Here is a 25,398-nt window from a genome sequence, read left to right as displayed (position 1 = left end):
CGAAAGGCTCGAGAGACGACGGGGCCGGCGCGGGAAAGACGGCCTGGGCTTACAACACGTCGCCCACGCGCACGATCTTGAGCGTGTTGGTGCCGCCGGGCTGGCCCATGGGCTCGCCCACGGTCAGCACGATCATGTCGCCGCGCGCCGCGTAACCCTTGCTCACCACCACTTCCACGGCTTGCTGGAGCGCGGTGTCGCGGTCCGAACTCGTGTCGAGGTGCAGCGGCGTGACGTTGCGATAGAGCGACATTGCCCGCTCGCTGCCTTCGCGCGGCGTGAGCGCGAAGATCGGCACATGGGTCCAGTGACGCGACATCCAGAGCGCCGTCGAGCCCGACTCGGTGAGCGCCACGATCGCTTTCGCGCCCAGATGGAATGCCGTGAACAGCGCGCCCATGGCGATCGACTGGTCGATGCGCGTGAACGTGCGGTCGAGGAAATCCTTGTCCAGCTCGCTTTGCTCGGACTTTTCGGCTTCGAGACAGATCGCGGCCATCGCCTCGATCGTCTGCACCGGGTACTTGCCCGCCGCCGATTCGGCCGAAAGCATCACCGCGTCGGTGCCGTCGAGCACGGCGTTGGCGACGTCCGACACCTCGGCGCGCGTGGGCACCGGCGCGTGGATCATCGACTCCATCATCTGCGTGGCCGTGATGACGAGCTTGTTCGACTCGCGCGCCATGCGGATCATGCGCTTTTGTAGCGCCGGCACGGCCGCGTTGCCCACTTCCACGGCCAGGTCGCCGCGCGCGACCATGATGCCGTCCGACGAATCGAGAATTTCCTGCAACGCCGGAATGGCCTCGGCGCGCTCGATCTTCGCGATCATCTTCGGCTTGATACCGTAGGGCGCGCCCGCGATGTTGGCGAGCTGGCGCGCCATTTCCATGTCGGTGGCGTTCTTCGGGAACGATACGGCCACGAAGTCCGCGCCGAGCGACATCGCCGTGCGGATGTCCTCCATGTCCTTCGCCGTGAGCGCCGGCGCGGTGAGGCCGCCGCCCTGGCGATTGATGCCCTTGTTGTTCGACAGGTCACCGCCCACGCGCACGACCGTGTGAATCTCGCTGCCGATCACGCGCGCGACGTCCAGCACGATCAGGCCGTCGTTGAGCAGCAGCACGTCGCCGGGCTTCAGGTCGCGCGGCAGATCCTTGTAGTCGAGGCCGACACGTTCCTCGTTGCCCAGCTCGCAAGCGGCGTCGAGGATGAACGGCTGGCCCGGCTCGAGCGCGACCTTGCCGTTCTCGAATTTGCCGACGCGGATTTTCGGGCCTTGCAGGTCGGCCATGAGCGCGACCTGGCGACCGGCCTGACGGGCGCACTCCCGCACGGTTTCCGCGCGCTGACGGTGGTCGTCGGCGGTGCCGTGCGAAAAGTTGAGGCGCACCACGTCCAGTCCCGCGCGGATCATGTTCTGCAGGACGTCCGGCGAACTGGAAGCCGGGCCGATGGTGGCGACAATCTTGGTGGCGCGATGCATGAGTCTCCTCGTCTGGAAAGAATCGCTGGGATAACCGTTGCTGCGAGAAGAGCTGGCTGGCTGGACCGCGGCTGCGGCCATGCCAGGGCGCGCACCGGTTGTGCCCGGCGTCGCTTTCTTGGAGGGCGCCGCGAAAGGCGCGGCGTTGCTGATATTCGATGCGCTCGCGCTACGGGGCGGCGATGCGGGCGCGGCCGTGCGCCCGGCTTCCAGGGTTTCGCGCGGCGCCGATGTGACGGCATCGACGCCTTCGCCGTGCTGCTCGCGCGCCGCCGTTGCCGAGGGCCGGGCGGCGGGGCTGCCGGCTCGGGGAGGCGCGGCGCCCGCGGGTTTCGCCGCCGGGGTTGCACGATTCGCTGCCCGATTCGTTGCCCGGTTCGTCAGCTTCGCCGCCTTGGCGGCCGGGGCGCGCGGGGCCACTTAACCGGCCGCCCGCGTTTCGAGCACTTCCACGGCCGGCAGCTTCTTGCCTTCGAGGAACTCGAGGAACGCGCCGCCGCCGGTCGAGATGTAGCTCACCTTGTCGTGGATGTTGTACTTGGCGATGGCCGCGAGCGTGTCGCCGCCGCCCGCGATCGAGAACGCACCCGAATTGGCGATGGCGCTCGCGAGCGTCTTCGTGCCGTTGCCGAACTGGTCGAATTCGAACACGCCGACCGGGCCGTTCCACACGACCGTGCCCGCCTGCGCGAGCTGCGCGGCGAGCGCGTTGGCCGTGACCGGGCCGATGTCGAGAATCATGTCGTCGTCGGCGACGTCGGCCACGTTCTTCGTTTCGGCCTTGGCCGTGGGCGAGAATTCCTTCGCCGTGACCACGTCGGTCGGGATCGGCACGGAAGCGCCGCGCGCGCGCGCCGCTTCGATGATCGCCTTCGCTTCGTCCACGAGATCGGCTTCCGCGAGCGACTTTCCGATCTTCATGCCGGCCGCGAGCATGAACGTATTGGCAATGCCGCCGCCGACGATCAACTGGTCCACCTTCTCGGCGAGCGACTTGAGGATCGTGAGCTTGGTCGACACCTTCGAACCCGCGACGATCGCCACGAGCGGGCGCTTGGGCGCGCCGAGCGCCTTGCCGAGCGCGTCCAGTTCGGCGGCCAGCAGCGGGCCCGCGCAGGCAACGGGCGCGTACTTCGCGATGCCGTAGGTCGTGGCTTCGGCGCGGTGCGCGGTGCCGAACGCGTCGTTGACGTAGATGTCGCAAAGCTTCGCCATCTTCTGCGAAAGCTCGTCCGAATTCTTCTTTTCGCCCTTGTTCACGCGGCAGTTTTCGAGCAGCACGACGTTGCCCGGCTCCACGTTCACGCCGTTCTCCACCCAGTTCGCGACGAGCGGCACGTCGCGGCCGAGCAGTTCGGCCAGACGCTTCGCGACCGGCGCGAGCGAGTCTTCGGGCTTGAACTCGCCTTCGGTCGGGCGGCCCAGGTGCGAGGTGACCATGACGGCCGCGCCCGCATCCAGCGCGGCCTTGATGGCCGGCACGGAAGCGCGCACGCGGGTGTCTTCGGTGATGTTGCCGTGGTCGTCCTGCGGCACGTTCAGGTCGGCGCGGATAAACACGCGCTTGCCCTTGAGCTTGCCTTCGGAGATCAGATCGGAAAGACGCAGAACCTTGTTCATGGGCATGTCATCTTGATGGTGGGAAGGCGGTGGCAAGGCGATGCGGACGCCGCGCGGGCGCGGCCTGCACGGCAAGACGGCTCAACGGCACGGCGCGGGAGCCGGAGCGCGGTGTCTCGAAGCGCGGTTCCGGGTCGCTGCCCGTCGCTGGCGCGCGCCGGCATCGAATTGCGAGACCGGTATTTTAGCCGATAGCCAGGACGATCTGAGATGTGCCTGGCGAATGTCCCGTATTTGGGAGGCGCCGGGCGAGCCGGCCTGCGTTCCGCCCTGCTCGCGCCGCGGCCGTGTTGCAGCGCAACATGCGGGAGCGCGCCGCGCGGGGCGGTCGCGCCGCTGCCGGCCGGCGCAGGCTGTTGCAAATTCCCCGCAAAAGCCCGCTGCAAGCGCCCGCAACGGCACGCGGGCGCGCGGCGGATGCACGATCGAGCGGCAAATGACGCTAAAATAGCCGTCTTTGCCAGCCGTGGCCCGCGTGCCGCGCCTCGGCGTCCTCACACCGTATTCCGCAACTCGCCTGGAGAATCGTATGTCAATGGCCGACCGCGACGGCAAGATCTGGATGGACGGCAAGCTCGTCGAGTGGCGCGACGCCAACATCCACGTGCTGACCCACACGCTGCACTACGGCATGGGCGTTTTCGAAGGCGTGCGCGCCTACAAGACGACCAACGGCACCGCCATCTTCCGTCTCGCCGAGCACACCAAGCGTCTGCTCAATTCGGCCAAGATATTCCAGATGGACGTGCCGTTCGACGCGAAAACGCTCGCCGACGCCCAGCTCGAAGTCGTGCGCGCGAACCAGCTCGAATCGTGCTACATCCGCCCGATCATCTGGGTCGGCTCGGAAAAGCTCGGCGTGTCGGCCAAGGGCAACACCATTCACGTGGCCATCGCCGCGTGGCCGTGGGGCGCGTATCTGGGCGAAGACGGTCTCGCCAAGGGCATCCGCGTGAAGACGTCGTCGTTCACGCGCCATCACGTGAACGTGTCGATGGTGCGCGCGAAGGCTTCCGGCTGGTACGTGAACTCGATCCTCGCGAATCAGGAAGCGGTGGCCGACGGCTACGACGAAGCGCTGCTGCTCGACGTGGACGGCTACGTTTCCGAAGGCTCGGGCGAAAACTTCTTCCTCGTGAACAACGGCAAGATCTATACGCCGGACCTCGCCTCGTGCCTCGACGGCATCACGCGCGACACGGTCATCACGCTCGCGCGCGACATGGGCATTCCCGTGATCGAGAAACGCATCACGCGCGACGAGGTCTACACCTGCGACGAAGCGTTCTTCACCGGCACCGCCGCCGAAGTCACGCCGATCCGCGAACTGGACAATCGCACGATCGGCAGCGGCGCGCGCGGCCCGATCACGGAGAAGCTGCAATCGGCGTTCTTCGACGTGGTCGCGGGCAAGAACGACAAATACGCGCACTGGCTCGCGAAGGTCTGAGCGCGCGACGTTCGCGCACGCCCGGCCCCGCCGCCCTCACAGCCATACAGAGAATCGTCCTCATGAGCGAAATCAAGGAAATGCCGCTGGTCGAACTTTCGGCCAAGGATCTGCCCGCTTACTGCCCGAACCCGTCGATGCCGCGCTGGAGCAATCATCCGCGCGTGTTTCTCGACGTGACGCACGGCGAAGCCAAATGCCCGTATTGCAGCACGCGCTACACGCTGCGCGCGGGCGAGGTCGTACACGGTCATTGAGGCCGCGCGGGGCGCGGGCGCGGCGCACGTGCGCCAAAAGCGCGTCGCCCCCGGCTGCCCTGCCGGTTCTCGCCTGTCGCCCTCGCGGTCACGCGCCCCGGTCGCCCTCGCCGGTCGCCCGCGCCGGTCGCCCGCCGCATGGCGCTGCCGTCGAGGCGCGCGCGGCGGGTCCGGCTCACCCGGCCTGTGGCCCCGATGTCGCCTGGTTTATCGTCACGCCCCGGCCCGACGCTTTGTTTCGGCCCTTTTCCAACACCGCGTTTCGCGCGTTCCGAAGCCCCGCAGAGGGTTCAAGCTGGGCTCACGCTCACCGGCCGCGCGCAACCTCGACCACCCCGGACCCTGACTCCCGATGCGCCGCGCGCTGGTAATCGCACCGAACTGGATCGGTGACGCACTGATGGCGCAGCCGCTTTTCTCGCGGCTCGTGAAACTGCATCCGCGTATCGAAATCGATGCGCTCGCACCCACCTGGGTCGCGCCCGTGCTCGAGCGCATGCCCGAGATTCGCGACGTCTACGCCACCGACCTCGCGCACGGCAAGCTGCAACTGCTGCGCCGCTGGCAGCTCGCGGGCGATTTGCGCAGCGAGCGCTACGACGCCGCCTACGTGCTGCCGAATTCGCTCAAGTCCGCGCTGATCCCGTGGCTCGCCAACATTCCGTTGCGCATCGGCTATACGGGCGAAAATCGCTTCGGGCTGCTCAACGTGCGCCACGCGAATCCGCCGAAAGACGAGCGTCCGCCGATGGTGAAGCACTACGCCGCGCTCGCGTGGGCGCCCGGCGCCACGGTGCCCGACGACCTGCCGATGCCGCGCCTCGAATCGGACCCGAACGAGGCGTCGCGGGTTTCGGCGCGCTTCAATCTGGACACGCGCGTGCCGCTGCTAGTGTTCTGCCCCGGCGCCGAATACGGGCCGTCCAAGCGCTGGCCGCCCGAGCATTTCGCGGCGCTCGCGAAGATGGTCGGCCAGTCGTTTCCGTACACGCAGATCGTCGCGCTCGGTTCGCCCAAGGACGCGCCGCTCGCGCAGGCGATCGCCGATCGCGCCTCGAACGTGCGCAACCTGTGCGGCCAGACGGCGCTCGGCGAGGCGTGCGCGCTGATCTCGCGCGCGAACGCCGTGGTCACCAACGATTCGGGCTTGATGCACGTGGCGGCCGCACTGCGCCGGCCGCTCGTCGCGCTCTACGGTTCGACTGATCCGCGCCACACGCCGCCCTTGTCGGAGCTTGCAAAGGTACAATGGCTCCATCTCGAGTGCAGTCCCTGCTTTGCGCGCGAATGTCCGCTCGGGCATCACAACTGCCTGCGCGAACTAAGCCCGGAGCAGGTTTTCGGCGACTTGCGCGGCATGCTGCTCGGCCAGCGCTGACGCGCGAAGTCCGGCGCATGCCGCGGCGCTGCCACGCCGTCGCGCAAAACGCACAACGCGGCACAACGCAGCGCGGATGTGCGCCATGCCACGGACAGCGTGCCTGGGCCGCGCGCCAAATAGGCGAACAGCGATCCTGACGGCGCGGTGAAGATCGTGGCGAAAGCCGCGGCCCGCACCGCCGGCCGCGTGCCTCGAAGCCTTCGCGTGACGGTGTTGCCGTCACAGTCGTGCCTCGCGGCGCCGGCATGCTCGCGGCAGCCGCCGAACCGATCATCGAGCTCGTGAAACCGCGAGCGCCGCGACCGACGAATCGCCAACCCGCGCCCAGCCGCCACCGGCCGCATCCGCCACGACACTGGACGCATCAGACCAACGAGCCATGCCACGTTTTGCCCACATCTTCGAAGCTGCCGCGGACACTCTCAACGCGTACTACCAGGCTGTCGCGGAAGTCAACATCGACAGCTTGATGGGTCTGTGGATCGATGAAGAGTTCGTGAGCTGCATCAGCGCGGACGGCTCGCATCTGCACGGCCTGTCGAACATTCGCGCGGGGCTCGCCGCGCAGCTCGAAGCGGCGCCCGTGTCGATCGAGCCGCTCGACATCCGCGTGTACGACAGTCTCGGCACGGTGGTCTACGCGATCGTGGAGGCGCACCGCCCGGTCGACCCGGCAGCCATCCCGGCGATGGTCTTCACGACCTATGTGATGGTTCACGAACGCGGCGAATGGCGCATCGCGCACATTCACGCGAGCCGCATGCCCGACGAGGCGGCGACGCAGTTCTCCGCGAAGCTGCGTCACGGCCAGGGCGCGCTGCACTGACGAGAGCACGGAGGCAGTCATGAGCACGACCGACGACACCCGCGAACACAACGAGGTGATTCACGTCGCGGGCGGGCTCTGCGGCGCCTCGGCGGCGTCGGGCAAAGCCGGCGCTTCGGGCTTTGTCGGCTCGAGCTATCGCGCGCCGTTCTGGCTGCCCGGCTCGCACGTCCAGACCATCGTCCCCGCGCTGTTCTCGCGCCTTGCGCTGCCCGCCTACCGGCGCGAGCGCTGGGACACGCCCGACGGCGATTTCATCGAAGTGGACTGGGTGGACGGCATGAACGCCGGCCCCACGGCGCCGCTTTTCGTGCTGTTCCACGGTCTCGAAGGCGGCTCGGGCTCGCATTACGCGCGCGCCTTCGCGGCCGCCGCGCACGCGCGCGGCTGGCACGCCGTGATCCCGCACTTTCGCAGTTGCAGCGGGCCGCTGAACCTGCTGCCGCGCTTCTACCATCTCGCCGATTCCGCCGAAGTCGACTGGGTGCTGCGCCGCCTCGCCGCGCGCCATGCCGGGCCGCTCGTGGTCGCGGGCGTCTCGCTCGGCGGCAACGTGCTGCTGCATTGGCTCGCGCAGCGCCGCGAGGACGCCTCGATCGTCACCGCCGCCGCCGCGATCTCGGCGCCGCTCGACGTGCATGCGGGCGGCGAAATGCTCGGGCGCGGCTTCGGCATGATCTACACGCGCAGCTTTCTCAAGACGCTCAAGGTCAAGGCGCTCCAGAAGCTCGAGCAGTATCCGGGACTCTTCGACGCGCGCGCGGTGCTCGCGAGCCGCACGATGTTCGAATTCGACAACGTGGTCACCGCGCCGCTGCACGGCTTTCGCAACGCGCACGATTACTGGACCCAGGCGACGATCCGCCCGCTGCTCGGCGAGATCGTCGTGCCCACGCTCGTGCTCAACGCGCGCAACGATCCGTTCCTGCCCGACCACGCGCTGCCCGCGCGCCACGAAGTGAGCCGCGCCGTCGAACTCGATCAGCCCGAGCACGGCGGTCATGTCGGCTTCATGACGGGACCGTTTCCGGGGCGCAGCCACTGGCTCGCGGAGCGCGTATTCGGGTATCTGTCGCAGTCAATTTCGCCCTTCGCTTCTCATGGATGACATCGTTAAACAGGCGCTCGCGCGCTGGCCCAACGTCCCGCATTGCACGGGCTGGCTGCTGCTCGACGCGCGCGGCAACTGGCGCATGCGCGACGAAGCCGCCCAGGCGCAGAACGCGCCCGGCACGCCGATTCGCCACGACGCGCTGCTCGGCTTCATCAACCGCAATTACGAACGCGACGAGCACGGCCAGTGGTATTTCCAGAACGGGCCGCAGCGCGTGTACGTGGAACTCGAATACACGCCGTGGATCGTGCGCCTCGCGGCCGCGCCGGACGGCACGCTCGCGCTGACCGACCAGGCGGGCGCGACGTTCGAACCGGCGGCGGCGTGGCTGGACGAAGCGGGCAGCATCCTGTTCGCCGATCGCGGTCCGCGCGGCGTCGCGCTGCTGCACGATCACGACCTCGATCTTTTCGCCGAACACGCGACTCTCGGCGACGACGCGCAAAGCGGCACGTTCCACTGGCGCGCCGGCGTCGCGTTGCCGTTGCAGCCGATTCTTCGCGCCGACGTGCCCGCGCGTTTTCACTTCGTGGCAAGCCCGGCCAACGCGGAACATCGCGCCGACGAGCGCGCCGGATCGCCCGCGCCGCAACGCGGCTGACGCCGCACGCCGCGCTCAGCCGCGGTTCTGGTCCTTCTCGTCCTCGCGTTCCTCCTTGTAGCGAGACTCGAAGTCGTGCAGACGCGCGTCGATCGTCGAAAGATCGTAGTAGCCCACCGACTTCATGTCGCGCGCTTCCTTCAGTTGCCGGATCGCCGAAGGCCACGCGCCGTCCAGCGCGAGCTTTTCCGCGAGCGCGCGATGCTGCGTGAGCGTGTCGCCCAGACCCTGGCTCGCCTGCGCGAGATAGAACCACCACGCGCCCTGGCGCGGCTCGGCCTCGGTTTCGGCGCGCGCGAGCGCCTGCGCTTCATTGAAGCGGCGCGCCGCGAGCAGCGCTTGCAGCAACGTGTCGGCGGCCGCGTGCGACGCGGGCCACGCCTTGCGCGCGGCCTGCGCGAGCCGCACGGCTTCGTCGGTGCGGCCCGCGCGACGCGCGATCTCGGCCGGCAGCACGTCGAGGCTCGGCGAATTGCGCGTCTTGCTGCCGTCGGCGGCCTCGAATTGCGCGAACGCCGCGCGCGCCGCGGCGAGCGACGTGCGCGCGTCGTCGTATTGCTCGATCAGCGTTTGCGCGACGGCGATGCCGTACCAGTTCGCGGCCACGTTGAGCGCGGTGCGATCGTCGATTTCGGAGCGCAGACGCGCGATTTCGTCGACGTATTCGAAGCGCGAGCGGTCTTGCAGCACGCGCACGCGCGCGCGCACGAAACCGAATTCGGGCGCCTGGCGCGGCTGACGATAAGCGGCGCGGCGCGCGCGGTCCTGCATGTCGGCGATGCGCTCGCCCGTTAGCGGATGCGTGCGCGCATAGGCCGGCACGCCGGCGTCGCCCATCGACGCGCGCTCGAGCCGCTCGAAGAACGCCACCATGCCCCACGGATCGTAGCCCGCGCCCGCGAGCAACTGAAACCCGATGCGATCGGCTTCGTGCTCGGCGGCGCGCGAAAAGCGCAACTGGCTGTCGATCGCATACGCCTGGCTGCCGACCGCGATCGCGCTGCCGAGGTCGCCGCTGTGCGCGAGCACGCCCGCGAGAATGCCGAACAGCACGCCCACGAGCGCCGCGTAACCGTCGCGCTCGTTCTGCGCGAGCATGCGCGCGATGTGCCGCTGCAATACGTGGCCCATCTCGTGGCCGAGCACGGAAGCCAGCTCGGATTCGGTTTGCGTGGCGGCGATCAGCCCCGTGTTCACGCCGATGAAGCCGCCCGGCAGCGAGAACGCGTTGATCTGGCCGTCGCGCATCACGAAGATGTCGAAGTCGGGCCGATAACCGCCGATGAACCGGGCGCTCGCGGCGGCGGCGAGCCGCGACGCGACCGCATTGAGGTAATCGCGCACGAGCCAGTCGTCGACATAATCGGGATCGCGGCGAATCTCGCGCATCACCCGCTCGCCGATGCGGCGCTCGGCCTGCGGCGTGAGCGAGCCGCCCGAGCCGTCGCCGAGATCGGGCAATTGCGGAACCCAGGAAGGCGTGCGGGCGCCGGCGTCGTCCATCGCGCCGGCACGCCCGGAAAAGCGGCTTTGCGCGCCGCCGTAGGTGCCGAACACGCCTTGCGCAATCGAGGCCGGGACGACGGGATCGGCCGCGTCGTCGAGCGGGCCGCTGACCAGCGCGGGCGCATTCGCGGCGAGCGCGGCGTTCGTGGACGGAGCGCCGGTGGAACGGTTTCCGGGCGCGGCCGCGCCGAGGTTCAGCACGGTGGCGCTTGTCGGGGCGCTTGTCGGGGCGCTTGTCGGGGCGCTTGTCGGGGCGTTCGTCGGGGCGTTCGTCGGGGCGCTTGTCGGGGCGTTCGTCGGGGCGCTTGCGTCGGACGCCTGCGCGTACGCTTGCGGCGGCACCGCGAGCGACGCACACAACCAGGCAGCAAGCAGCCGTTTCGGACGCATCGATGTCGGGATCGGGTCGGGATCGGAAAAGCGGGACACGGGCGCGGCGCGCGAAAACGCCTGAACCCGCCGAGGCTCGAAAGGGTTCGATTCGCACGCGCCGATTCGACGGATTTTAGCCCGGTGGCCGTCCGCCGCGAAACCGGCGCGCGCGGCGCTGCTAAGATAGGCGCCTTATCCAGCGAGCCTCACCATGCCAGAACTCACGCACTTTGACGCTGCCGGCGACGCCCATATGGTCGACGTCGGCGGCAAGGCCGAGACCCGGCGCATTGCCGTCGCGCGCGGCACGATCCGCATGCTGCCCGAGACGTTCGCGCTGATCCGCGGCGGCCACGCGAAAAAAGGCGACGTGATCGGCGTCGCGCGCATCGCCGCGATCCAGGGCGCGAAACGTACCTCGGACCTGATTCCGCTGTGCCACCCGCTCGCCATCACGCGCGTGAAGGTCGATTTCGAACTCGACGAAGCGTTGCCGGGCGTCCACTGCACGGCGCAGGTGGAAACGTTCGGCCGCACCGGCGTGGAAATGGAAGCGCTGACCGCCGTGCAAGTCGGCCTGCTGACCGTCTACGACATGTGCAAGGCGGTGGATCGCGGGATGACCATCACCGATGTGAAGGTGATGGAGAAGCATGGCGGAAAGTCGGGGGACTGGGTGGCGAGCTGAGCGCCGCCGGCACGCCTCGGCTTTAGCGCACAGGCGGGCGCCACGGCCCGCCTTTTTCTCGTCTATCGCCTATCGCCTATCGTCTATCGTTTATCGTTTATCGCCTGTCGGTTCGGTCAATCGTCCGAATCGTCGTCGTCATCGTCATCGTCGGCCGACTTCGGCGCGGCGCCGTAGCGCTTCATCAAATCGGCCTTGAAACCCCTGAGCGTGGGCTGCGCGTCGAGCAATCCGTACAGCGCGCCTAGCTGCGCGGGCCAGTCGTGCAGTTCCGTCGCGAAGATATGCAGTCGCTCGACGGTGTCGGCGGCCGCCGACGTGTCGCCGTTGAGCGCCTGAAGCACGGCGTAACGGCGCAGCACCGTCTCGCCCGGCAGCAACGCGATGGCGCGCCGATGCGCATAGAGCTTCGTGGAGAGGCTCGCGGCGTTCATCGGCATCAGCGTGGCCATGCCGTAATCGCCCCACGCGGTGAAAAGATGCGAAGGATCGTCAGCGTATTGCTGCGCCGGATGCGCGCCGTAGTACAGCACCTCGGAACGGTTGTAATCGCGCAGCACCGGATACAGCGAGACGATCCCGGCAAGCACGATCGCCGCGTACACGCCGAACGATACGCGCGGCGCGACGGCGCGCAGCGGTTTTGTTTCGAGCAGCCCGAACACGAACATCGCGGGCAGCAGGAAGAACATGTACTGCTGCGGATATTCGACGAGCGCGTGCATGACCAGCACGCCGATCAGCATCACGCCGAACACCCGCTCGGCCGTGTGCTGGGCGCGCACGACGCGCACGAGCCACGCCACGAGCCCGAACACGACGATCGCGCAGCCGATCAAGCCGGTTTTCGCGAGCAGATCGAGAAAGATGTCGTGCGAATTGTTGGCGATTTCGACGGCGCCGAGCGTTCGCACGAGTTCGAACTGATGCACCGGGAAGTCGCCCCAACCCACGCCCAGCAGCGGATGCGCTTTGAACATCGCGAACCCGTAGCGCCACAGCGCGAGGCGCGGCGCGATCTGGCTCTTGTCCTGGAAGCGTTCCGCCGCCGACTGCGCGAGATCGAGCTGATAGTGGACGTTGGCCCAGCGCACGAACGCGTTCATCGCAAAGAAAACCACGACGAGCGCGACCGGCACGATCCACGCGCGCGCGCGGGCCGCTGCGCCTTCGGCGCGCTCGCCGTTCTCGCTTCGGCAGCCGATCAGTGCGATCCACAGACCCGCGACGAAGATCACGCCCATTTGCAGCCAAGGCCCGCGCGAGACCGTGAGCGCGAGGCCGCCCGCATAGATGGCCGACAGCACCGCCCACACGAGCACGGGCAAGCGGCGCGTCTGCACGAGATACATCGCGCCCGCCATGGCGAACGCGATGTAGGTGGCAAGGTGATTCGCCTGCGCCATGTTGCCGAACGGACGGCGGTCGACGGTCACGTTGTACGCGACGACGAGCGGCGTGACCTTCGTCTCCAGATGCAGCAACTGGATCACCTGGCAGAACACGGCAAAGAGCCCGCCGATCTGCAAGGCGAATGCGCCCCACACGAGCGCGCTTTGCATGAGCCGCGCGCGCGCGATGCCGTAGCCCGCGTGCGTGACCATGAACGCGGCGAGCAGATAACCCGCGCCGAGCCAGTTCATCGACGGTTGCGCGAGCGGCAGCGCGAAGGTCTGCACGATCAGCAGCAGGCCGAACGCGAGCGGCACGAGCGCCACCGCGGGCGAGCCGAAGGCGTCCGCCGCGCGCTCGGAGCGCACGAGCAGCAACACCGCGGCGCCGAGCAGCACATAAAGCGTCAGGGCGACGAATTCCGCATAGAACGTGGGAATCGGATACGTGTGGTTGACGACGGCATACGGCAGCGTCAACGCGAGGCAAAGCAAGACGAACGTAAGATAACGCGCAAAGTTGGAAGGCATGAGTCAGGCGGGGGCGTCGGCAACCGGCGCACTATACAAAACTTTTCCGTCGCTGTGCGGGTTGCGGCCCCACACGACCTGCCGACCCGCGCGTTTAGCGAGCGCGCCGCCTTCATCGAACCGATGCCGACGGCGCGCCTTCGTCAACGTCGAACCGCCCCAAATAGCCTAAAAAGCGGCCCGAAAAAGCAGCCTCGAACGGGCGCAACCCGGCTCATGCCGCTTTGACGCGTATCCACGCCGCGTCATGCGCGGCACTCGGGCGGCGCGAGATTGGCGGGCAAGGTCGCGCCATCGGTCGGCGACGGTCCCGCGCCGGGCGCGCCCAGCGAGGAAGCCGTCTTGCCGCCCGCAAAGCACTCCCAGGTGAGCGTGCCGCCCTGCACGCTGCCTTGCGTGAGCGCGACGCGCGCGGTGGGCGCATCGGCGTTGTCGGGCACCGAAGGCACAAGCACGAGCGTGTTGCTGCCTTCGGGCGCGACGCGCGCGGTGAAGGCCACGGTGATCTGGCCGGTGGTGTCGTCAACGCTCACGGACTGCACGTTGCGCGTGCCGGGCGGCACCGTGTAGCCCGCGCCGAACGCGTTGCCGCTCGCGGCGTTCTCGGCCACGGCAAGCCGCGCCGACGCCGCGAGCGACAAGCCCTCGCCCACGCGGCTGCGCGCGAGATAGTCCTGATAGGCGGGAATCGCGTAAGCGGCAATCACGCCGACGATCGCAAGCACGATCATCAGCTCGATCAGCGTGAAACCGCGCACGGCCAGATGCGCGAACTGCGCGAACCGGGCAAACCGCGCGGCCCGGGACAACCGCACGAAACGCGAAAAGCGCGCACGGCGCGAGGTGGCATACATTGCGCGCGCGGCGCTCGGGCCGCCGCACGCGGCCAATCCCGAGGCAAAAGCACGGGAAGCAAAAGCAGATACGATCATCGAAGGCTCCTGAAACGAGAAACGCCTGCTCACACGCGTGAACAGGCGTTTTGATCGTATCGACGGCGTTTCGGAGCGGGCAGTCATCCGAACGGCGTAGGAATCACGCCGTCAGCACAACGGCGTCATTCGCTTGTTCGCGCTTGCGCGCGTTGCTCGTTGCGCCGTTTGAGCAGCAGGCCGAGCGCGACCACGAACAGCGCGCCCGCGGCATGCATGCCGTATTCGGCCACCGGCGTGTCGAGCACCGGCCAGCGGTCGCCCGCCGGATCGTTGACGATCAGGCCGCCCGCGATCCAGCCGAGCAGCGCCGCGCCCAGCGTGACGATCAGCGGATAGCGGTCCAGCAGGCGCAGCACGAGCTGGCTGCCCCAAACGATCAGCGGAATGCTCACCATCAGCCCGAAGATCACGAGCGCGATGCGGTGCTGCGGGTCGGCGGTTTCGGCCGCGCCCGCAATGGCCACCACGTTGTCGAGGCTCATCACCGCATCGGCGACGATGATCGTCTTGATCGCCGTGAGCAGCTTGTCGGAAGGCTTCACGTTCGCATGCTCGTCGTGCGCGGGCGCGAGCAGGCGCACGCCGATCCAGAGCAGCAGCACGCCGCCGGCGAACTTGAGCAGCGGCACGTTGAGCAGCACCACGGCGAACGCGATCAGCATCACGCGCAGCGCGATCGCGCCCACGGTGCCCCAGACGATGCCGCGCGTGCGCTGCTGCGCGGGCAGGTCGCGGCAGGCGAGCGCGATCACCACGGCGTTGTCGCCGCCTAGCAGGATGTCGAAGACGATGATCTGGAGAACGGCGCCCCAGTGGAGCGTGGCGAAAAACTCGAGCATGAAGGCGTGGACGCGGCGGAGCGTGGCGTGATGCGGTCGGCAAATAAAAAAGCGAGGCAGCCATGACTGGCTCCCTCGCTTTTGCGGTAACTTGCGGAACCTTGTGAAAGGATTTCGCAAGCATACCAAAAACACCGGCTCCGCGCGCGTGACGCGGAACCCGGCGTTTTACGCGGATTTACAGGATCGACTTCAGCAGGCGGCCCATTTCCGACGGGTTGCGCGTGACCTTGATGCCGCACGCGTCCATGATTTCCAGCTTCGCTTCGGCCGTGTCCGCACCGCCCGAGATCAGCGCGCCGGCGTGGCCCATGCGCTTGCCCGGAGGCGCCGTGACGCCCGCGATGAAGCCGACGACCGGCTTCTTCATGTTGCCCTTGATCCATTCGGCTGCCGTGGCTTCGTCCGGGCCGCCGATTTCGCCGATCATGATCACGGCGTCCGTGTCGGGATCGTCGTTGAACATCTTCATGACGTCGATGTGCTTCAGACCGTTGATCGGGTCGCCGCCGATACCGACCGCCGACGACTGGCCGAGGCCGAGCGCCGTCAGTTGGCCGACCGCTTCGTACGTGAGCGTGCCCGAACGCGACACGACGCCGATGCGGCCCTTCTTGTGAATGTGACCCGGCATGATGCCGATCTTCAGCTCGTCCGGCGTGATCGTGCCGGGGCAGTTCGGGCCGAGGAGCAGCGTCTTGCGGCCTTCGCGGCGCATACGGTCCTTTACTTCGATCATGTCGCGAACCGGAATGCCTTCCGTGATGCAGATCGCGAGATCGAGGTCGGCTTCGACCGCTTCCCAGATCGCGGCAGCGGCGCCCGCGGGCGGCACGTAGATGACCGAAACGGTCGCGCCGGTGGCTTCCTTGGCTTCACGCACGTTCGCGTAAATGGGAATGCCTTCGAAGTCCTCGCCGGCCTTCTTCGGGTTCACGCCGGCGACGAATGCTTCGCGGCCGTTCGCATACTCACGGCAGGCGCGGGTGTGGAACTGACCGGTCTTGCCGGTGATGCCCTGCGTGATGACCTTGGTGTCTTTGTTGATCAGAATCGACATGTATTGACCTCTGTTTGCCTGGCGCCGCGCGTCGCGTCGGCCGCGTGTTCAGCGGCCTTGCGCGCCGGCACCGCGCCATTCGTATCCGGTGAGAATTACTTGCCTTCGGCAGCCGCGACAACCTTCTGCGCGGCCTCTTCCATGCTGTCCGCCGAGATGATCGGCAGGCCCGAATCGGCCAGCATCTTCTTGCCGAGGTCCTCGTTCGTGCCCTTCATGCGCACGACGAGCGGCACCTTCAGGTCAACGGCCTTCGAAGCCGCGATCACGCCTTCCGCGATCACGTCGCAGCGCATGATGCCGCCGAAGATGTTCACGAGGATCGCCTTCAGGCCCGGGTTCTTGAGCATGAGCTTGAACGCTTCGGTGACCTTCTCGGTCGTCGCGCCGCCGCCCACGTCCAGGAAGTTCGCCGGCTCGCCGCCGAACAGCTTGATGGTGTCCATCGTCGCCATGGCCAGACCCGCGCCGTTCACGAGGCAGCCGATGTTGCCGTCGAGCGAGATGTACGCGAGGTCGAACTTCGAGGCTTCGATTTCAGCCGGATCTTCTTCGTCCAGATCGCGGTACGCGACGATTTCCGGGTGGCGGAACAGCGCGTTCGAGTCGAAGTTGAACTTGGCGTCGAGCGCGGTCACGGTGCCGTTGCTCGAGACGTTCAGCGGGTTGATTTCGGCCAGCGACGCGTCGGTTTCCCAGAAAGCCTTGTAGAGACCCTTCAGGATTTCGCGCGCTTGCGCAATCGAACCGGCCGGCACGCCGATCTTCGCGGCGAGGTCGTCGGCCTGGGCGTCGAGCAGACCGGTGTTCGGGTCGACGACGACCTTGTGGATCAGCTCCGGATGCTTTTCGGCGACTTCTTCGATGTCCATGCCGCCTTCGCTCGAACCCATCAGAACGATCTTCTGCGTCACGCGATCGACGACGAGGCTGACATACAGTTCCTGCTTGATGTCGGCGCCTTCTTCGATCAGCAGACGGTTGACCTTCTGGCCTTCCGGTCCGGTCTGGTGCGTGACGAGCTGCATGCCGAGGATCTGGCCGGCGTATTCGCGGACCTGATCCAGCGTCTTCGCGACCTTCACGCCGCCGCCCTTGCCGCGACCGCCCGCGTGGATCTGGGCCTTCACGACCCACACCGGACCGCCCAGCTCTTCAGCGGCCTTGACCGCGTCATCCACCGAAAACACCGGCGTGCCGCGCGGTACCGCGACTCCGAATTTCCGCAGGATTTCCTTACCCTGGTACTCGTGAATCTTCATGCGTGATTCCCTTCAGTCTGAGAGTTGGAGTGAACTTCGTTTCCGCTGTTGTTATTCATGCGCGACGGCGCCGGCCGAGCCCTCGTGGCTCGAACCGGGATTGTCGCGCACGCCGGCGACGTCCGCGCCACGCTCTTTCGAACGCGGCGCATGGCCATACCAGCGCGGATAAAACTGCTTGACCGCTTCGCCGTCGAACCGCAGCGCATGGCAGCGGCCGAGCTGAAAAGGCGGTTTTTCGCCGGCGGCTTCATGGCTGCCGGCGGTCTTGCCGAGTTCCGGTCCGGGCGCTTCGCCCGACGCGTCATCCGATGTATCCCACACCGCTCCGACGAATGCCTGGATCGCGACCGTCGGCAACACGCCCAACATTTCTGTGAGATGCGTGCAGCCGGCCGTGCCGGCGAGCAACCGGCCCGCTTCGCGGCGGAAATTCTGGAGGAGATTGAGCCCAATGAGGGCCCGATAGGCGGGATGAGCGTTCTGGCACTGACCGTCGTAGGGCACCCAGCCGGACGACGCTTCGGCGTCGACGACGTTGAGTTTGCGATCGATCGTAATACGCAGCCAGAGTTCATGGATCGGCAGACCGTTGGGCCGGACACCGGAGGCGAGCGGCACGTCGCGTGGCTTGTGGTCGGTCAGGCACGCGTCGATGTCCCACAGGCCGTCTTCGCGCTCGTAAGCGACCGCCCGGATAGCGCGCTGATGGCGCAACTGGCGGGGCACGGGCGGGGAAAGCGGCATGCTAAAGGTAAGACCGGATTGGAAAACCGCTTGATTTTAACATACCGGGTATTCGAGACAGCCGCGGACACACAGCGGGCGCCGGGACCGGCGAGCGGCGACTTCGGCGATGCTTGCGCACTGGGGCGCACCGCTCCACCGAGCCTATCGCGTTATTCGCCAGGCCAGTCTTCGTCGATACCTTTGAGAATCTTGCCGATGATGGACATGGAAAAGCCGCGCGCCGCGAGAAAGCGCGCCTGGCGCGCGCGCTCGGCCGACGTTTCGGGCAGTTCGCCGTATTTCTTGCGCCAGACGGCGCGGGCGCGCACGAGTTCGGTTTCGCGCAATTGCGTGCTCACATCCGCGATCAGCGATTCGCCGACCGCATGCCGCTTGAGTTCGCTGACGATGCGCCCCGCGCCCACGCGCGCCGCGCGCCGGTGAACGATGCTTTCGGCGAAACGCGCGTCGGAAAGCCAGCCGTCGCGTTCGAGCGAGTCGAGCATGACTTCGAGCGCGTCGGCGTCTTCGACGTAGGGCATGAGCTTGCGCGAGAGTTCCGCGCGGCTGTATTCGCGCCGCGAGAGATAGCCGAGCGCGCGGCCTTTCAGGGAACGCTCGGGGCGCTGCCGCGTGGAAGCCGATGCCTCGCGCGCGCTCTGGCGAGCGGCGCGTGTGGCCGAGCTGCGTTCATAACGGTCGGCTTGAGGAGTGGCGGACGCGCTGGGTGCCACGTCGGGCTCCGCGTCGTTCGCGATATACGCTTGCGGCGCAGCACGGCGCAAGGCGTTGAACGACGACGATGTGCGGCGCGAGCGCTTTTCCGACGCCGACGCAGCAGCGTTAGCCTCGTACACGGAGGCGCTTTCGCGGCTTTCGCCGTATTCATCGCTTCCGTTGCTTTCGCCACTCTCACGGCTTTCGCCGCTTTCATCGCCCGCGCCGAAGAACGCTTCGAACGGCACTTCGAACACCACGCCGCCGTCTTCGCTGAGATCGGCCGGAGCCGAATCGGCGTGCCCCGCGTAATCGGCCGAAAGCGAATCGCCCGGCCCGGAATGCGCAAAGCCGCGACCGCCCGAACGGGCTTCGCGGCTTTGCTGAGTACGCCGCAAGCTAGAGCGAGGCGACACGGCACGCGGTGCGCCGGAGCCAGTCGACGCACGCAATTCGTCCTGTTCGCCTGGCACAGACGTGGAGGAACACGTGGGAGACGTGGGAGACGTGGAAGGCGCCGCCGATGGCGGCACCGAAGCAGACCCGCCCTTGCGCATCGGCTTGCCTTGTCACTTATGCCCGTAACTTGCGACCGCCGGGCTTATTCCCCTTCGTCCGCGACTTCGACTTCGCCGGTATTTTTCACGCCTTCGGCCATGGCGCTCACGCCAAGCGATTCGCGAATGCGGTTTTCGATCTCGCGGGCGATGTCGGGATTCTCGCGCAGGAATTCGCGCGCGTTGTCCTTGCCCTGGCCGATGCGTTCGCCGTTATAGCTGTACCACGCACCTGCCTTGTCGACGATCTTGGCCTGCACGCCCAGGTCGATGACTTCGCCCTGACGCGAAATGCCTTCACCATAAAGGATGTCGAACACGGCTTCGCGGAACGGCGGCGAAACCTTATTCTTCACGACCTTCACGCGCGTTTCGCTGCCGATGACTTCGTCGTTCTTCTTGATCGAGCCAATACGGCGAATGTCCAGACGCACCGACGCGTAGAACTTGAGCGCGTTGCCGCCCGTGGTGGTTTCCGGGTTGCCGAACATCACGCCGATCTTCATGCGAATCTGGTTGATGAAGATCACCATGCAGTTCGTCTTCTTGATCGTGCCGGTGAGCTTGCGCAGCGCCTGCGACATCAGACGCGCCTGCAAGCCGGGCAGCGAGTCGCCCATTTCGCCTTCGATTTCGGCCTTCGGCACGAGCGCCGCGACCGAGTCGATCACGATCATGTCGATCGAGCCGGAGCGCACCAGCGCGTCGGCAATTTCGAGCGCCTGCTCGCCCGTGTCCGGCTGCGAGATGAGCAGTTCGGGCACGTTCACGCCGAGCTTGGAGGCGTATTGCACGTCGAGCGCGTGTTCCGCGTCGATGAACGCCGCCGTGCCGCCGATCTTTTGCAGTTCGGCGATCACCTGGAGCGTGAGCGTGGTCTTGCCCGACGATTCCGGCCCGTAGATCTCGACCACGCGGCCGCGCGGCAGGCCGCCGACGCCGAGCGCGATGTCGAGGCCGAGCGAGCCCGTGGAAACCACCTGGATGTCTTCGACCGCGTCGCCGTCGCCGAGTCGCATGATCGACCCTTTGCCGAACTGCTTTTCGATCTGCGCGAGCGCGGCGGCCAGCGCCTTGCTCTTTTCAGCAGTCAGCCCAGCCGAGCCTTTCTTGCTATCTTCCATGAATCGTCCTTTGCTATGATGAACGGCGTCTCGTGACGATGCGCGGGCCTCGTTGGGCGAACACGCATGAACGCAGACACTGTATAAAAAAACAGTGGTTTTGGCAAGTCTTTCTGGCTTGTCACAACCTCGAATTTCGGGAGACCGCCGCGCGCCGGCCGAAGGAGTCACGGCGCGGGCGCTGCGAGACCGTTCAGGTCCGGAAGCCACGCTGGCGCATCATGCGAATCCTCATTGCCGAAGACGACAGCATACTCGCGGACGGTCTCGTCCGATCACTCCGCCAATCGGGCTATGCCGTTGATCACGTGCGCAGCGGCGTGGACGCCGATACGGCCTTGTCGATGCAGTCGTTCGACCTGCTGATCCTCGATCTCGGCCTGCCGAAAATGACGGGCCTCGAAGTGCTGCGCCGCTTGCGCGCGCGCAATTCCAACCTGCCCGTGCTGATCCTCACCGCCGCCGACAGCGTCGACGAACGCGTGAAGGGCCTCGACCTCGGCGCCGACGACTACATGGCCAAGCCGTTCGCGCTCAACGAACTCGAAGCGCGGGTGCGCGCGCTCACGCGGCGCGGCGCGGGCGGCGGCCCGACGGTCGTGCGCCACGGCGCGCTCGCGTTCGACCAGGTGGGGCGCGTCGCGCGCATCCACGATCAGGTGCTCGACCTTTCCGCGCGCGAGCTGGGCGTGCTCGAAGTGCTGCTGCAACGGCTCGGGCGCCTCGTCTCGAAGGAGCAGCTCGTCGATCACCTCTGCGAATGGGGCGAGGAAGTCAGCAACAACGCGATCGAAGTCTACGTACACCGGCTGCGCAAGAAGCTCGAAACCGGCGGCGTGCGCATCGTGACCGTGCGCGGGCTCGGCTATTGCCTCGAAAAAGAAGCGAAGGAAGCGCCGGGCGCGGCGAACGGCGGCCCGAACGACGCCGCCGCGGCAGGCCAGGGCAGCGGCCAAAGCCCAGGCCAAAGCGCGCCGCCTGGCATGCCCGCCAGCCACTATTACAAGTAGCGGAGGCGACGATGGCCGGGCGTCCCTTCGCCGCGCTCGCCGGCCGCCGCACCGGCGCTTCGGACCCGCGAGGCCGCGCCGATCCTGCCGATCCTGCCGATTCCGCCGATTCCGCCCACGCGCTCGACGACGAAGCGCGCGACGCCCGCTACGCCAATCCGTTTGCGCCGCCGGACGAGAGCGAAGCCGTCGCCGAGGCGCGCCCGCGCTCGCTGTTCGGCGAAATCCTCGACTGGATGCTCGCGCCGCTGCTGCTGCTCTGGCCGATGAGCATCGCCGTCACGTACCTCGTCGCGAAGTCGATCGCCAACGGCCCGTTCGACCGCGCGCTCGAAACCGACGCCTACGTGCTCGCACGCCAGATCCATCCCGTCAACGGCGTGGCCGAACTCACGCTGCCCGCCTCCACGCGCGACTTCCTGCGCGCCGACAACGTCGACAGCGTTTATTACCAGGTGCTCGGCACGCGCGGCGAACTCGTGGGAGGCGACCGCGACATGCCGCTGCCGCGCGACGACGACCGCCCGCCGCCCGGCCTCGTCGAGTTTCGCGACGACACGCTGCACGGCATCGACATCCGCGTGGCCTATACGACTGTCGCGACGTTCGATTCCGCGCCGCTGCCGGCCGGCGCGCAGCCCGTGCTCGTGCAGGTCGCCGAGACGCTCGACAAGCGCCGCCAGCTCGCCAACGACATCATCAAGGGCGTGATCCTGCCGCAGTTCGTGATCTTGCCGCTCGCGATCCTGCTCGTCTGGTTCGGGTTGTCGCGCGGCCTCGCGCCGCTGCACGCATTGCAGTCGAACATGCGCACGCGCCGCCCCGACGATCTTTCGCCGCTCGAAGCGCGCCGCGCGCCGCCCGAGATCGAGCCGCTCGTCACGTCGTTCAACGACCTGCTCACGCGGCTCGAACAGAACATGGAGCTGCAAAAGCGCTTTATCGCCGATGCCGCGCATCAGATGAAAACGCCGCTCGCGGGCCTGCGCACGCAGGCCGAACTGGCGCTGCGCCAGGACGCGCCCGCCGAGGTACACCGCTCGCTCGAGCAGATCGCGACCAGCAGCGAGCACGCGGCGCGGCTCGTCACGCAACTGCTCGCGCTCGCGCGCGCGGAAAACCGCATGTCGGGGCAAATCTTCACGCCGGTCGATCTCGCCGATGTCGCGCGTCACGCCGTGCGCGACTGGGTGCAGCCCGCGCTCGCCAAGCGCATGGATCTCGGCTACGAGGGACCGGAAAGTGCCGGCGGCGAAACCGGCGAGCGCGCCATCGAAGTGGACGGCAATCCCGTGATGCTGCGCGAGATGCTCTCGAATCTGATCGACAATGCGATTCGCTACACGCCCGCGGGCGGGCGCATTACCGTGCGCGTGCTGCCGGAGCCGGCCGCCGGCGCGGTGCATCTGGAGGTGGAGGACACCGGCATCGGCATTCCGGCCGCCGAGCGCGAGCGCGTGCTGGAGCGCTTTTACCGCATTCTCGGGCGCGACGGCGAAGGCAGCGGTCTCGGTCTCGCGATCGTGCGCGAGATTGCCACCATGCATGGCGGCACGCTCGCGATCGACGATCACGTTTATCAAGCGACGCCGCGCCTCGCGGGCACGCTCGTGCGCGTGACGCTGCGGCTGCGCCCGCGCGCCTGATTCATGAAGCGGGTTTCGCAGCGGCGCCTTGCGGCGCGGCTGGCGGCGTTGTCTCGCGGCGTTGTCTTGCGGTGCTGTCTTGCCGATTCCGTCGTGAAACTGACGGCGCGGGTCAGAAAAGCGGGATGGGACTTTCCCTTAGCGCCGCGCTCCAAGCCAACATCGCGCAGAAATTTAGCGGAAACTTGCGCGACGATATAAAAACATATCGACCATTTAGCAGACGTAGCGCGAATTCTCAAATCTCCAGCCGGTGCTCCTAAAACCGCCTTCCCCGTCAGAAGCCCGTAAGTTTCCATTTCAATAATGCGTTGCAGGACCGCCCGCCGCCGCGGCGTGGCGCGGACCACACGCATATCAATACTGGAGACAACTATGGCAACCGTTGGCGGACGAGTTTCGCATGCGCCGATGACGAGCGACGAAAAACGCGTGATCTTCGCGTCGTCGCTCGGCACGGTGTTCGAATGGTACGACTTCTATCTGGCCGGTTCGCTCGCGGCCTTCATCAGCAAGAGCTTCTTTTCGGGCGTGAATCCCACGGCGGGCTTCATCTTCACGCTGCTCGGCTTCGCGGCCGGCTTCGCGGTGCGCCCGTTCGGCGCGATCGTGTTCGGGCGCCTGGGCGACCTCGTCGGCCGCAAGCACACGTTCCTGATGACGATCGTGATCATGGGTCTTTCGACGTTCGTGGTGGGCTTCCTGCCGGGCTACGCGTCCATCGGCATCGCTTCGCCCGTGATCTTCATCTGCATGCGCCTGCTGCAAGGGCTCGCGCTGGGCGGCGAGTACGGCGGCGCGGCCACCTACGTCGCCGAACACGCGCCGCCCGGACGCCGCGGCTTCTATACCGCGTGGATTCAAACGACGGCCACGCTCGGCCTGTTCCTCTCGCTGCTCGTGATTCTCGGCGTTCGCACCTTCGTCGGCGAGGAGCAGTTCGGCGCATGGGCCTGGCGCATTCCGTTCATCGCGTCGATCCTGCTGCTCGCGGTTTCGGTGTGGATTCGCCTGCAACTCGACGAATCGCCGGCGTTCAAGCGCATCAAGGCGGAGGGCAAGGTGTCGAAGGCGCCGCTTTCCGAGGCGTTCGGCCAGTGGAAGAACCTCAAGGTCGTGATTCTCGCGCTGGTCGGCCTGACGGCGGGCCAGGCCGTGGTCTGGTACACGGGCCAGTTCTACACGCTGTTCTTCCTCACGCAGACGCTCAAGGTGGACGGCGCGAGCGCCAACATCCTGATCGCGGTCGCGCTCCTGATCGGCACGCCGTTCTTCCTGTTCTGGGGCTCGCTCTCGGACAAGATCGGCCGCAAGCCGATCATCATGGCCGGCTGCCTGATCGCGGCGCTCGCCTACTTCCCGCTGTTCAAGGCGCTCACGCACTACGCGAATCCGGCGCTCGAAGCGGCCACGGCGCGCGCGCCGATCGTCGTGATCGCGAACCCGGACGAATGCTCGTTCCAGTTCAACCCGGTGGGCACCTCGAAGTTCACGAGTTCGTGCGACATCGCCAAGAGCGCGCTTTCGAAGGCGGGCCTGAACTACGAGAACGTGGCCGCGCCGGCCGGCACGCTCGCGCAGATCAAGGTGGGCGATACGACCATCGACACGTATAACGGCAAGGCGCCGGGTGCGAAGGAAGCGGGCGCGGCGTTCGACGAGACGCTCTCGGGCGCGCTGAAGAACGCGGGCTATCCGCTCAAGGCCGATCCGGCGCAGCTCAACTGGCCGATGACGATCGTGATCCTCGCGATTCTCGTGATTTTCGTGACGATGGTGTACGGGCCGATCGCGGCGATGCTGGTGGAAATGTTCCCGACGCGTATCCGCTATACGTCGATGTCGCTGCCGTATCACATCGGCAACGGATGGTTCGGCGGCTTCCTGCCCGCGACCGCTTTCGCGATCGTGGCGGCGCGCGGCGACATCTACTCGGGGCTGTGGTATCCGATCGTGATCGCGCTCGCCACCTTCGTGATCGGCATGCTGTTCGTGAAGGAGACGAAGGACTCCGATATTTACTCGCAGGACTGAGCGCGCCGGGCCAAGCACGGGTACGCGCCGGTGCAAGCTGGGCCAAGCGCCTGTTCGTCCGCCCGCTTCGCCGATCCGGGCGCGCATCTAAAAAAGATGGAAGCGGGTGTTGACAGGCGCGGTGAGTATCGGCATAATTTCCTTCTTCGGCGAATTAGCTCAGTCGGTTAGAGCGACGGAATCATAATCCGCAGGTCCGGGGTTCGAATCCCTGATTCGCCACCAGCTTCAAGAAAAAGCCGCTGTTCGAAAGAACAGCGGC

Annotated in this window: 22 protein-coding genes, 1 tRNA gene and 1 pseudogene; 12 read left to right on the top strand and 12 right to left on the bottom strand. The window is 66.8% G+C overall.

What is annotated here, in order from left to right; translation table 11 throughout:
• Positions 1-49 precede the first annotated feature (49 nt).
• Positions 50-1,486 carry a pyruvate kinase gene (gene pyk, locus U5805_RS23580; protein WP_322105920.1) on the bottom strand — a complete coding sequence of 479 codons (1,437 nt, stop codon included), beginning with the start codon at positions 1,484-1,486 and terminating at the stop codon, positions 50-52.
• A gap of 420 nt (positions 1,487-1,906) precedes the next feature.
• The gene (locus U5805_RS23575; protein WP_322105919.1) at positions 1,907-3,106 is read right to left on the bottom strand and encodes a phosphoglycerate kinase; all 1,200 of its coding nucleotides are present in this window, start codon (positions 3,104-3,106) and stop codon (positions 1,907-1,909) included.
• 529 nt (positions 3,107-3,635) lie between these two features.
• Here U5805_RS23575 and U5805_RS23570 point away from each other — a divergent pair.
• The 6 genes from U5805_RS23570 to U5805_RS23545 all read left to right on the top strand — a co-directional run bounded on the left by U5805_RS23570 (position 3,636) and on the right by U5805_RS23545 (position 8,735).
• On the top strand, positions 3,636-4,556 hold the full coding sequence (locus U5805_RS23570; RefSeq protein ID WP_322105918.1) for a branched-chain amino acid transaminase: 921 nt from the start codon (positions 3,636-3,638) through the stop codon (positions 4,554-4,556).
• 62 nt (positions 4,557-4,618) lie between these two features.
• A complete protein-coding gene (locus U5805_RS23565; RefSeq protein ID WP_322105917.1) occupies positions 4,619-4,813 on the top strand; it encodes a zinc-finger domain-containing protein in 195 nt (64 codons plus the stop codon).
• A 352-nt stretch (positions 4,814-5,165) separates the two neighbouring features.
• Positions 5,166-6,191: a lipopolysaccharide heptosyltransferase II gene (gene waaF, locus U5805_RS23560; protein WP_322105916.1), complete on the top strand. Its 1,026-nt coding sequence runs from the start codon at positions 5,166-5,168 to the stop codon at positions 6,189-6,191.
• Between the two features lie 382 nt (positions 6,192-6,573).
• Entirely contained in the window at positions 6,574-7,020 is a 447-nt protein-coding gene (locus U5805_RS23555) for a nuclear transport factor 2 family protein (RefSeq protein ID WP_322105915.1), read from the top strand.
• A 19-nt stretch (positions 7,021-7,039) separates the two neighbouring features.
• Positions 7,040-8,128 carry a YheT family hydrolase gene (locus tag U5805_RS23550; RefSeq protein ID WP_322105914.1) on the top strand — a complete coding sequence of 363 codons (1,089 nt, stop codon included), beginning with the start codon at positions 7,040-7,042 and terminating at the stop codon, positions 8,126-8,128.
• Positions 8,121-8,735 (top strand): DUF2946 family protein, encoded by a 615-nt coding sequence (locus U5805_RS23545; RefSeq protein ID WP_322105913.1) that lies wholly within the window; start codon positions 8,121-8,123, stop codon positions 8,733-8,735. The genes U5805_RS23550 and U5805_RS23545 overlap by 8 nt, the downstream gene beginning before the upstream one ends.
• A 15-nt stretch (positions 8,736-8,750) precedes the next feature.
• Here the strand turns inward: U5805_RS23545 and U5805_RS23540 are convergent, their stop codons facing one another.
• The gene (locus U5805_RS23540; RefSeq protein WP_415914650.1) at positions 8,751-10,583 is read right to left on the bottom strand and encodes a M48 family metalloprotease; all 1,833 of its coding nucleotides are present in this window, start codon (positions 10,581-10,583) and stop codon (positions 8,751-8,753) included.
• Between U5805_RS23540 and U5805_RS23535 the strand changes: the two are divergent.
• Both U5805_RS23535 and moaC read left to right on the top strand, forming a co-directional pair.
• A pseudogene (locus U5805_RS23535) lies at positions 10,501-10,695 on the top strand (hypothetical protein); the annotation flags it as partial. The gene U5805_RS23540 and the pseudogene U5805_RS23535 sit on opposite strands and share 83 nt — an antisense overlap.
• Positions 10,696-10,824: 129 nt before the next feature.
• Entirely contained in the window at positions 10,825-11,301 is a 477-nt protein-coding gene (gene moaC, locus U5805_RS23530) for a cyclic pyranopterin monophosphate synthase MoaC (RefSeq protein ID WP_322105910.1), read from the top strand.
• Between the two features lie 116 nt (positions 11,302-11,417).
• Here the strand turns inward: moaC and U5805_RS23525 are convergent, their stop codons facing one another.
• The 8 genes from U5805_RS23525 to recA form a co-directional block, all read right to left on the bottom strand.
• Positions 11,418-13,223, bottom strand: a complete 1,806-nt coding sequence (locus U5805_RS23525) for a PglL family O-oligosaccharyltransferase (RefSeq protein WP_322105909.1) — start codon at positions 13,221-13,223, stop codon at positions 11,418-11,420.
• A 245-nt stretch (positions 13,224-13,468) separates the two neighbouring features.
• The gene (locus tag U5805_RS23520) at positions 13,469-14,077 is read right to left on the bottom strand and encodes a pilin (RefSeq protein ID WP_322105968.1); all 609 of its coding nucleotides are present in this window, start codon (positions 14,075-14,077) and stop codon (positions 13,469-13,471) included.
• A gap of 203 nt (positions 14,078-14,280) precedes the next feature.
• A complete protein-coding gene (locus U5805_RS23515; protein ID WP_322105908.1) occupies positions 14,281-14,997 on the bottom strand; it encodes a TerC family protein in 717 nt (238 codons plus the stop codon).
• Positions 14,998-15,175: 178 nt separating this feature from the next.
• The gene (gene sucD / locus U5805_RS23510; protein WP_322105907.1) at positions 15,176-16,057 is read right to left on the bottom strand and encodes a succinate--CoA ligase subunit alpha; all 882 of its coding nucleotides are present in this window, start codon (positions 16,055-16,057) and stop codon (positions 15,176-15,178) included.
• Between the two features lie 95 nt (positions 16,058-16,152).
• Positions 16,153-17,319 (bottom strand): ADP-forming succinate--CoA ligase subunit beta, encoded by a 1,167-nt coding sequence (gene sucC / locus U5805_RS23505; protein WP_322105906.1) that lies wholly within the window; start codon positions 17,317-17,319, stop codon positions 16,153-16,155.
• 51 nt (positions 17,320-17,370) lie between these two features.
• Positions 17,371-18,066: a DUF2889 domain-containing protein gene (locus tag U5805_RS23500; protein WP_322105905.1), complete on the bottom strand. Its 696-nt coding sequence runs from the start codon at positions 18,064-18,066 to the stop codon at positions 17,371-17,373.
• A 152-nt stretch (positions 18,067-18,218) separates the two neighbouring features.
• Positions 18,219-19,163, bottom strand: coding sequence for a recombination regulator RecX (gene recX, locus U5805_RS23495; protein WP_322105904.1), 945 nt, complete (start codon positions 19,161-19,163; stop codon positions 18,219-18,221).
• Between the two features lie 203 nt (positions 19,164-19,366).
• On the bottom strand, positions 19,367-20,446 hold the full coding sequence (recA, locus tag U5805_RS23490) for a recombinase RecA (RefSeq protein WP_322105903.1): 1,080 nt from the start codon (positions 20,444-20,446) through the stop codon (positions 19,367-19,369).
• Between the two features lie 221 nt (positions 20,447-20,667).
• On the opposite strand from recA, the gene U5805_RS23485 reads away from it, so the two are divergent.
• Positions 20,668-21,456 (top strand): response regulator transcription factor, encoded by a 789-nt coding sequence (locus U5805_RS23485; RefSeq protein ID WP_322105902.1) that lies wholly within the window; start codon positions 20,668-20,670, stop codon positions 21,454-21,456.
• An 11-nt stretch (positions 21,457-21,467) separates the two neighbouring features.
• Positions 21,468-23,102: a sensor histidine kinase gene (locus U5805_RS23480; protein WP_322105901.1), complete on the top strand. Its 1,635-nt coding sequence runs from the start codon at positions 21,468-21,470 to the stop codon at positions 23,100-23,102.
• Here the strand turns inward: U5805_RS23480 and U5805_RS23475 are convergent.
• A complete protein-coding gene (locus U5805_RS23475) occupies positions 23,036-23,560 on the bottom strand; it encodes a hypothetical protein (protein WP_322105970.1) in 525 nt (174 codons plus the stop codon). The two genes, U5805_RS23480 and U5805_RS23475, sit on opposite strands and share 67 nt — an antisense overlap.
• On the opposite strand from U5805_RS23475, the gene U5805_RS23470 reads away from it, so the two are divergent.
• Entirely contained in the window at positions 23,478-25,136 is a 1,659-nt protein-coding gene (locus U5805_RS23470) for an MFS transporter (RefSeq protein ID WP_322105900.1), read from the top strand. The two genes, U5805_RS23475 and U5805_RS23470, sit on opposite strands and share 83 nt — an antisense overlap.
• A 148-nt stretch (positions 25,137-25,284) precedes the next feature.
• A tRNA-Met gene (locus U5805_RS23465) sits at positions 25,285-25,361 on the top strand.
• Positions 25,362-25,398 lie beyond the last annotated feature (37 nt).

The sequence above is a fragment of the Paraburkholderia sp. J41 genome, from assembly GCF_905220235.1.
Taxonomy (GTDB): Bacteria; Pseudomonadota; Gammaproteobacteria; order Burkholderiales; family Burkholderiaceae; genus Paraburkholderia.
The sequence above is the reverse complement of the archived record's forward strand: the minus strand, read 5'-3'. Positions and strand labels throughout refer to the sequence as shown.

Coding starts and splice junctions, on each gene's coding strand:
- U5805_RS23570 (WP_322105918.1), top strand. CDS start 3,636: ATGTCAATGGCCGACCGCGACGGCAAGATCTGGATGGACGGCAAGCTC.
- U5805_RS23520 (WP_322105968.1), bottom strand. CDS start 14,077: ATGTATGCCACCTCGCGCCGTGCGCGCTTTTCGCGTTTCGTGCGGTTG.
- U5805_RS23575 (WP_322105919.1), bottom strand. CDS start 3,106: ATGAACAAGGTTCTGCGTCTTTCCGATCTGATCTCCGAAGGCAAGCTC.
- U5805_RS23555 (WP_322105915.1), top strand. CDS start 6,574: ATGCCACGTTTTGCCCACATCTTCGAAGCTGCCGCGGACACTCTCAAC.
- recA (WP_322105903.1), bottom strand. CDS start 20,446: ATGGAAGATAGCAAGAAAGGCTCGGCTGGGCTGACTGCTGAAAAGAGC.
- U5805_RS23545 (WP_322105913.1), top strand. CDS start 8,121: ATGGATGACATCGTTAAACAGGCGCTCGCGCGCTGGCCCAACGTCCCG.
- U5805_RS23565 (WP_322105917.1), top strand. CDS start 4,619: ATGAGCGAAATCAAGGAAATGCCGCTGGTCGAACTTTCGGCCAAGGAT.
- U5805_RS23485 (WP_322105902.1), top strand. CDS start 20,668: ATGCGAATCCTCATTGCCGAAGACGACAGCATACTCGCGGACGGTCTC.
- U5805_RS23500 (WP_322105905.1), bottom strand. CDS start 18,066: ATGCCGCTTTCCCCGCCCGTGCCCCGCCAGTTGCGCCATCAGCGCGCT.
- pyk (WP_322105920.1), bottom strand. CDS start 1,486: ATGCATCGCGCCACCAAGATTGTCGCCACCATCGGCCCGGCTTCCAGT.
- U5805_RS23470 (WP_322105900.1), top strand. CDS start 23,478: ATGGCAACCGTTGGCGGACGAGTTTCGCATGCGCCGATGACGAGCGAC.
- sucD (WP_322105907.1), bottom strand. CDS start 16,057: ATGTCGATTCTGATCAACAAAGACACCAAGGTCATCACGCAGGGCATC.
- U5805_RS23525 (WP_322105909.1), bottom strand. CDS start 13,223: ATGCCTTCCAACTTTGCGCGTTATCTTACGTTCGTCTTGCTTTGCCTC.
- U5805_RS23480 (WP_322105901.1), top strand. CDS start 21,468: ATGGCCGGGCGTCCCTTCGCCGCGCTCGCCGGCCGCCGCACCGGCGCT.
- U5805_RS23515 (WP_322105908.1), bottom strand. CDS start 14,997: ATGCTCGAGTTTTTCGCCACGCTCCACTGGGGCGCCGTTCTCCAGATC.
- moaC (WP_322105910.1), top strand. CDS start 10,825: ATGCCAGAACTCACGCACTTTGACGCTGCCGGCGACGCCCATATGGTC.
- waaF (WP_322105916.1), top strand. CDS start 5,166: ATGCGCCGCGCGCTGGTAATCGCACCGAACTGGATCGGTGACGCACTG.
- U5805_RS23550 (WP_322105914.1), top strand. CDS start 7,040: ATGAGCACGACCGACGACACCCGCGAACACAACGAGGTGATTCACGTC.
- sucC (WP_322105906.1), bottom strand. CDS start 17,319: ATGAAGATTCACGAGTACCAGGGTAAGGAAATCCTGCGGAAATTCGGA.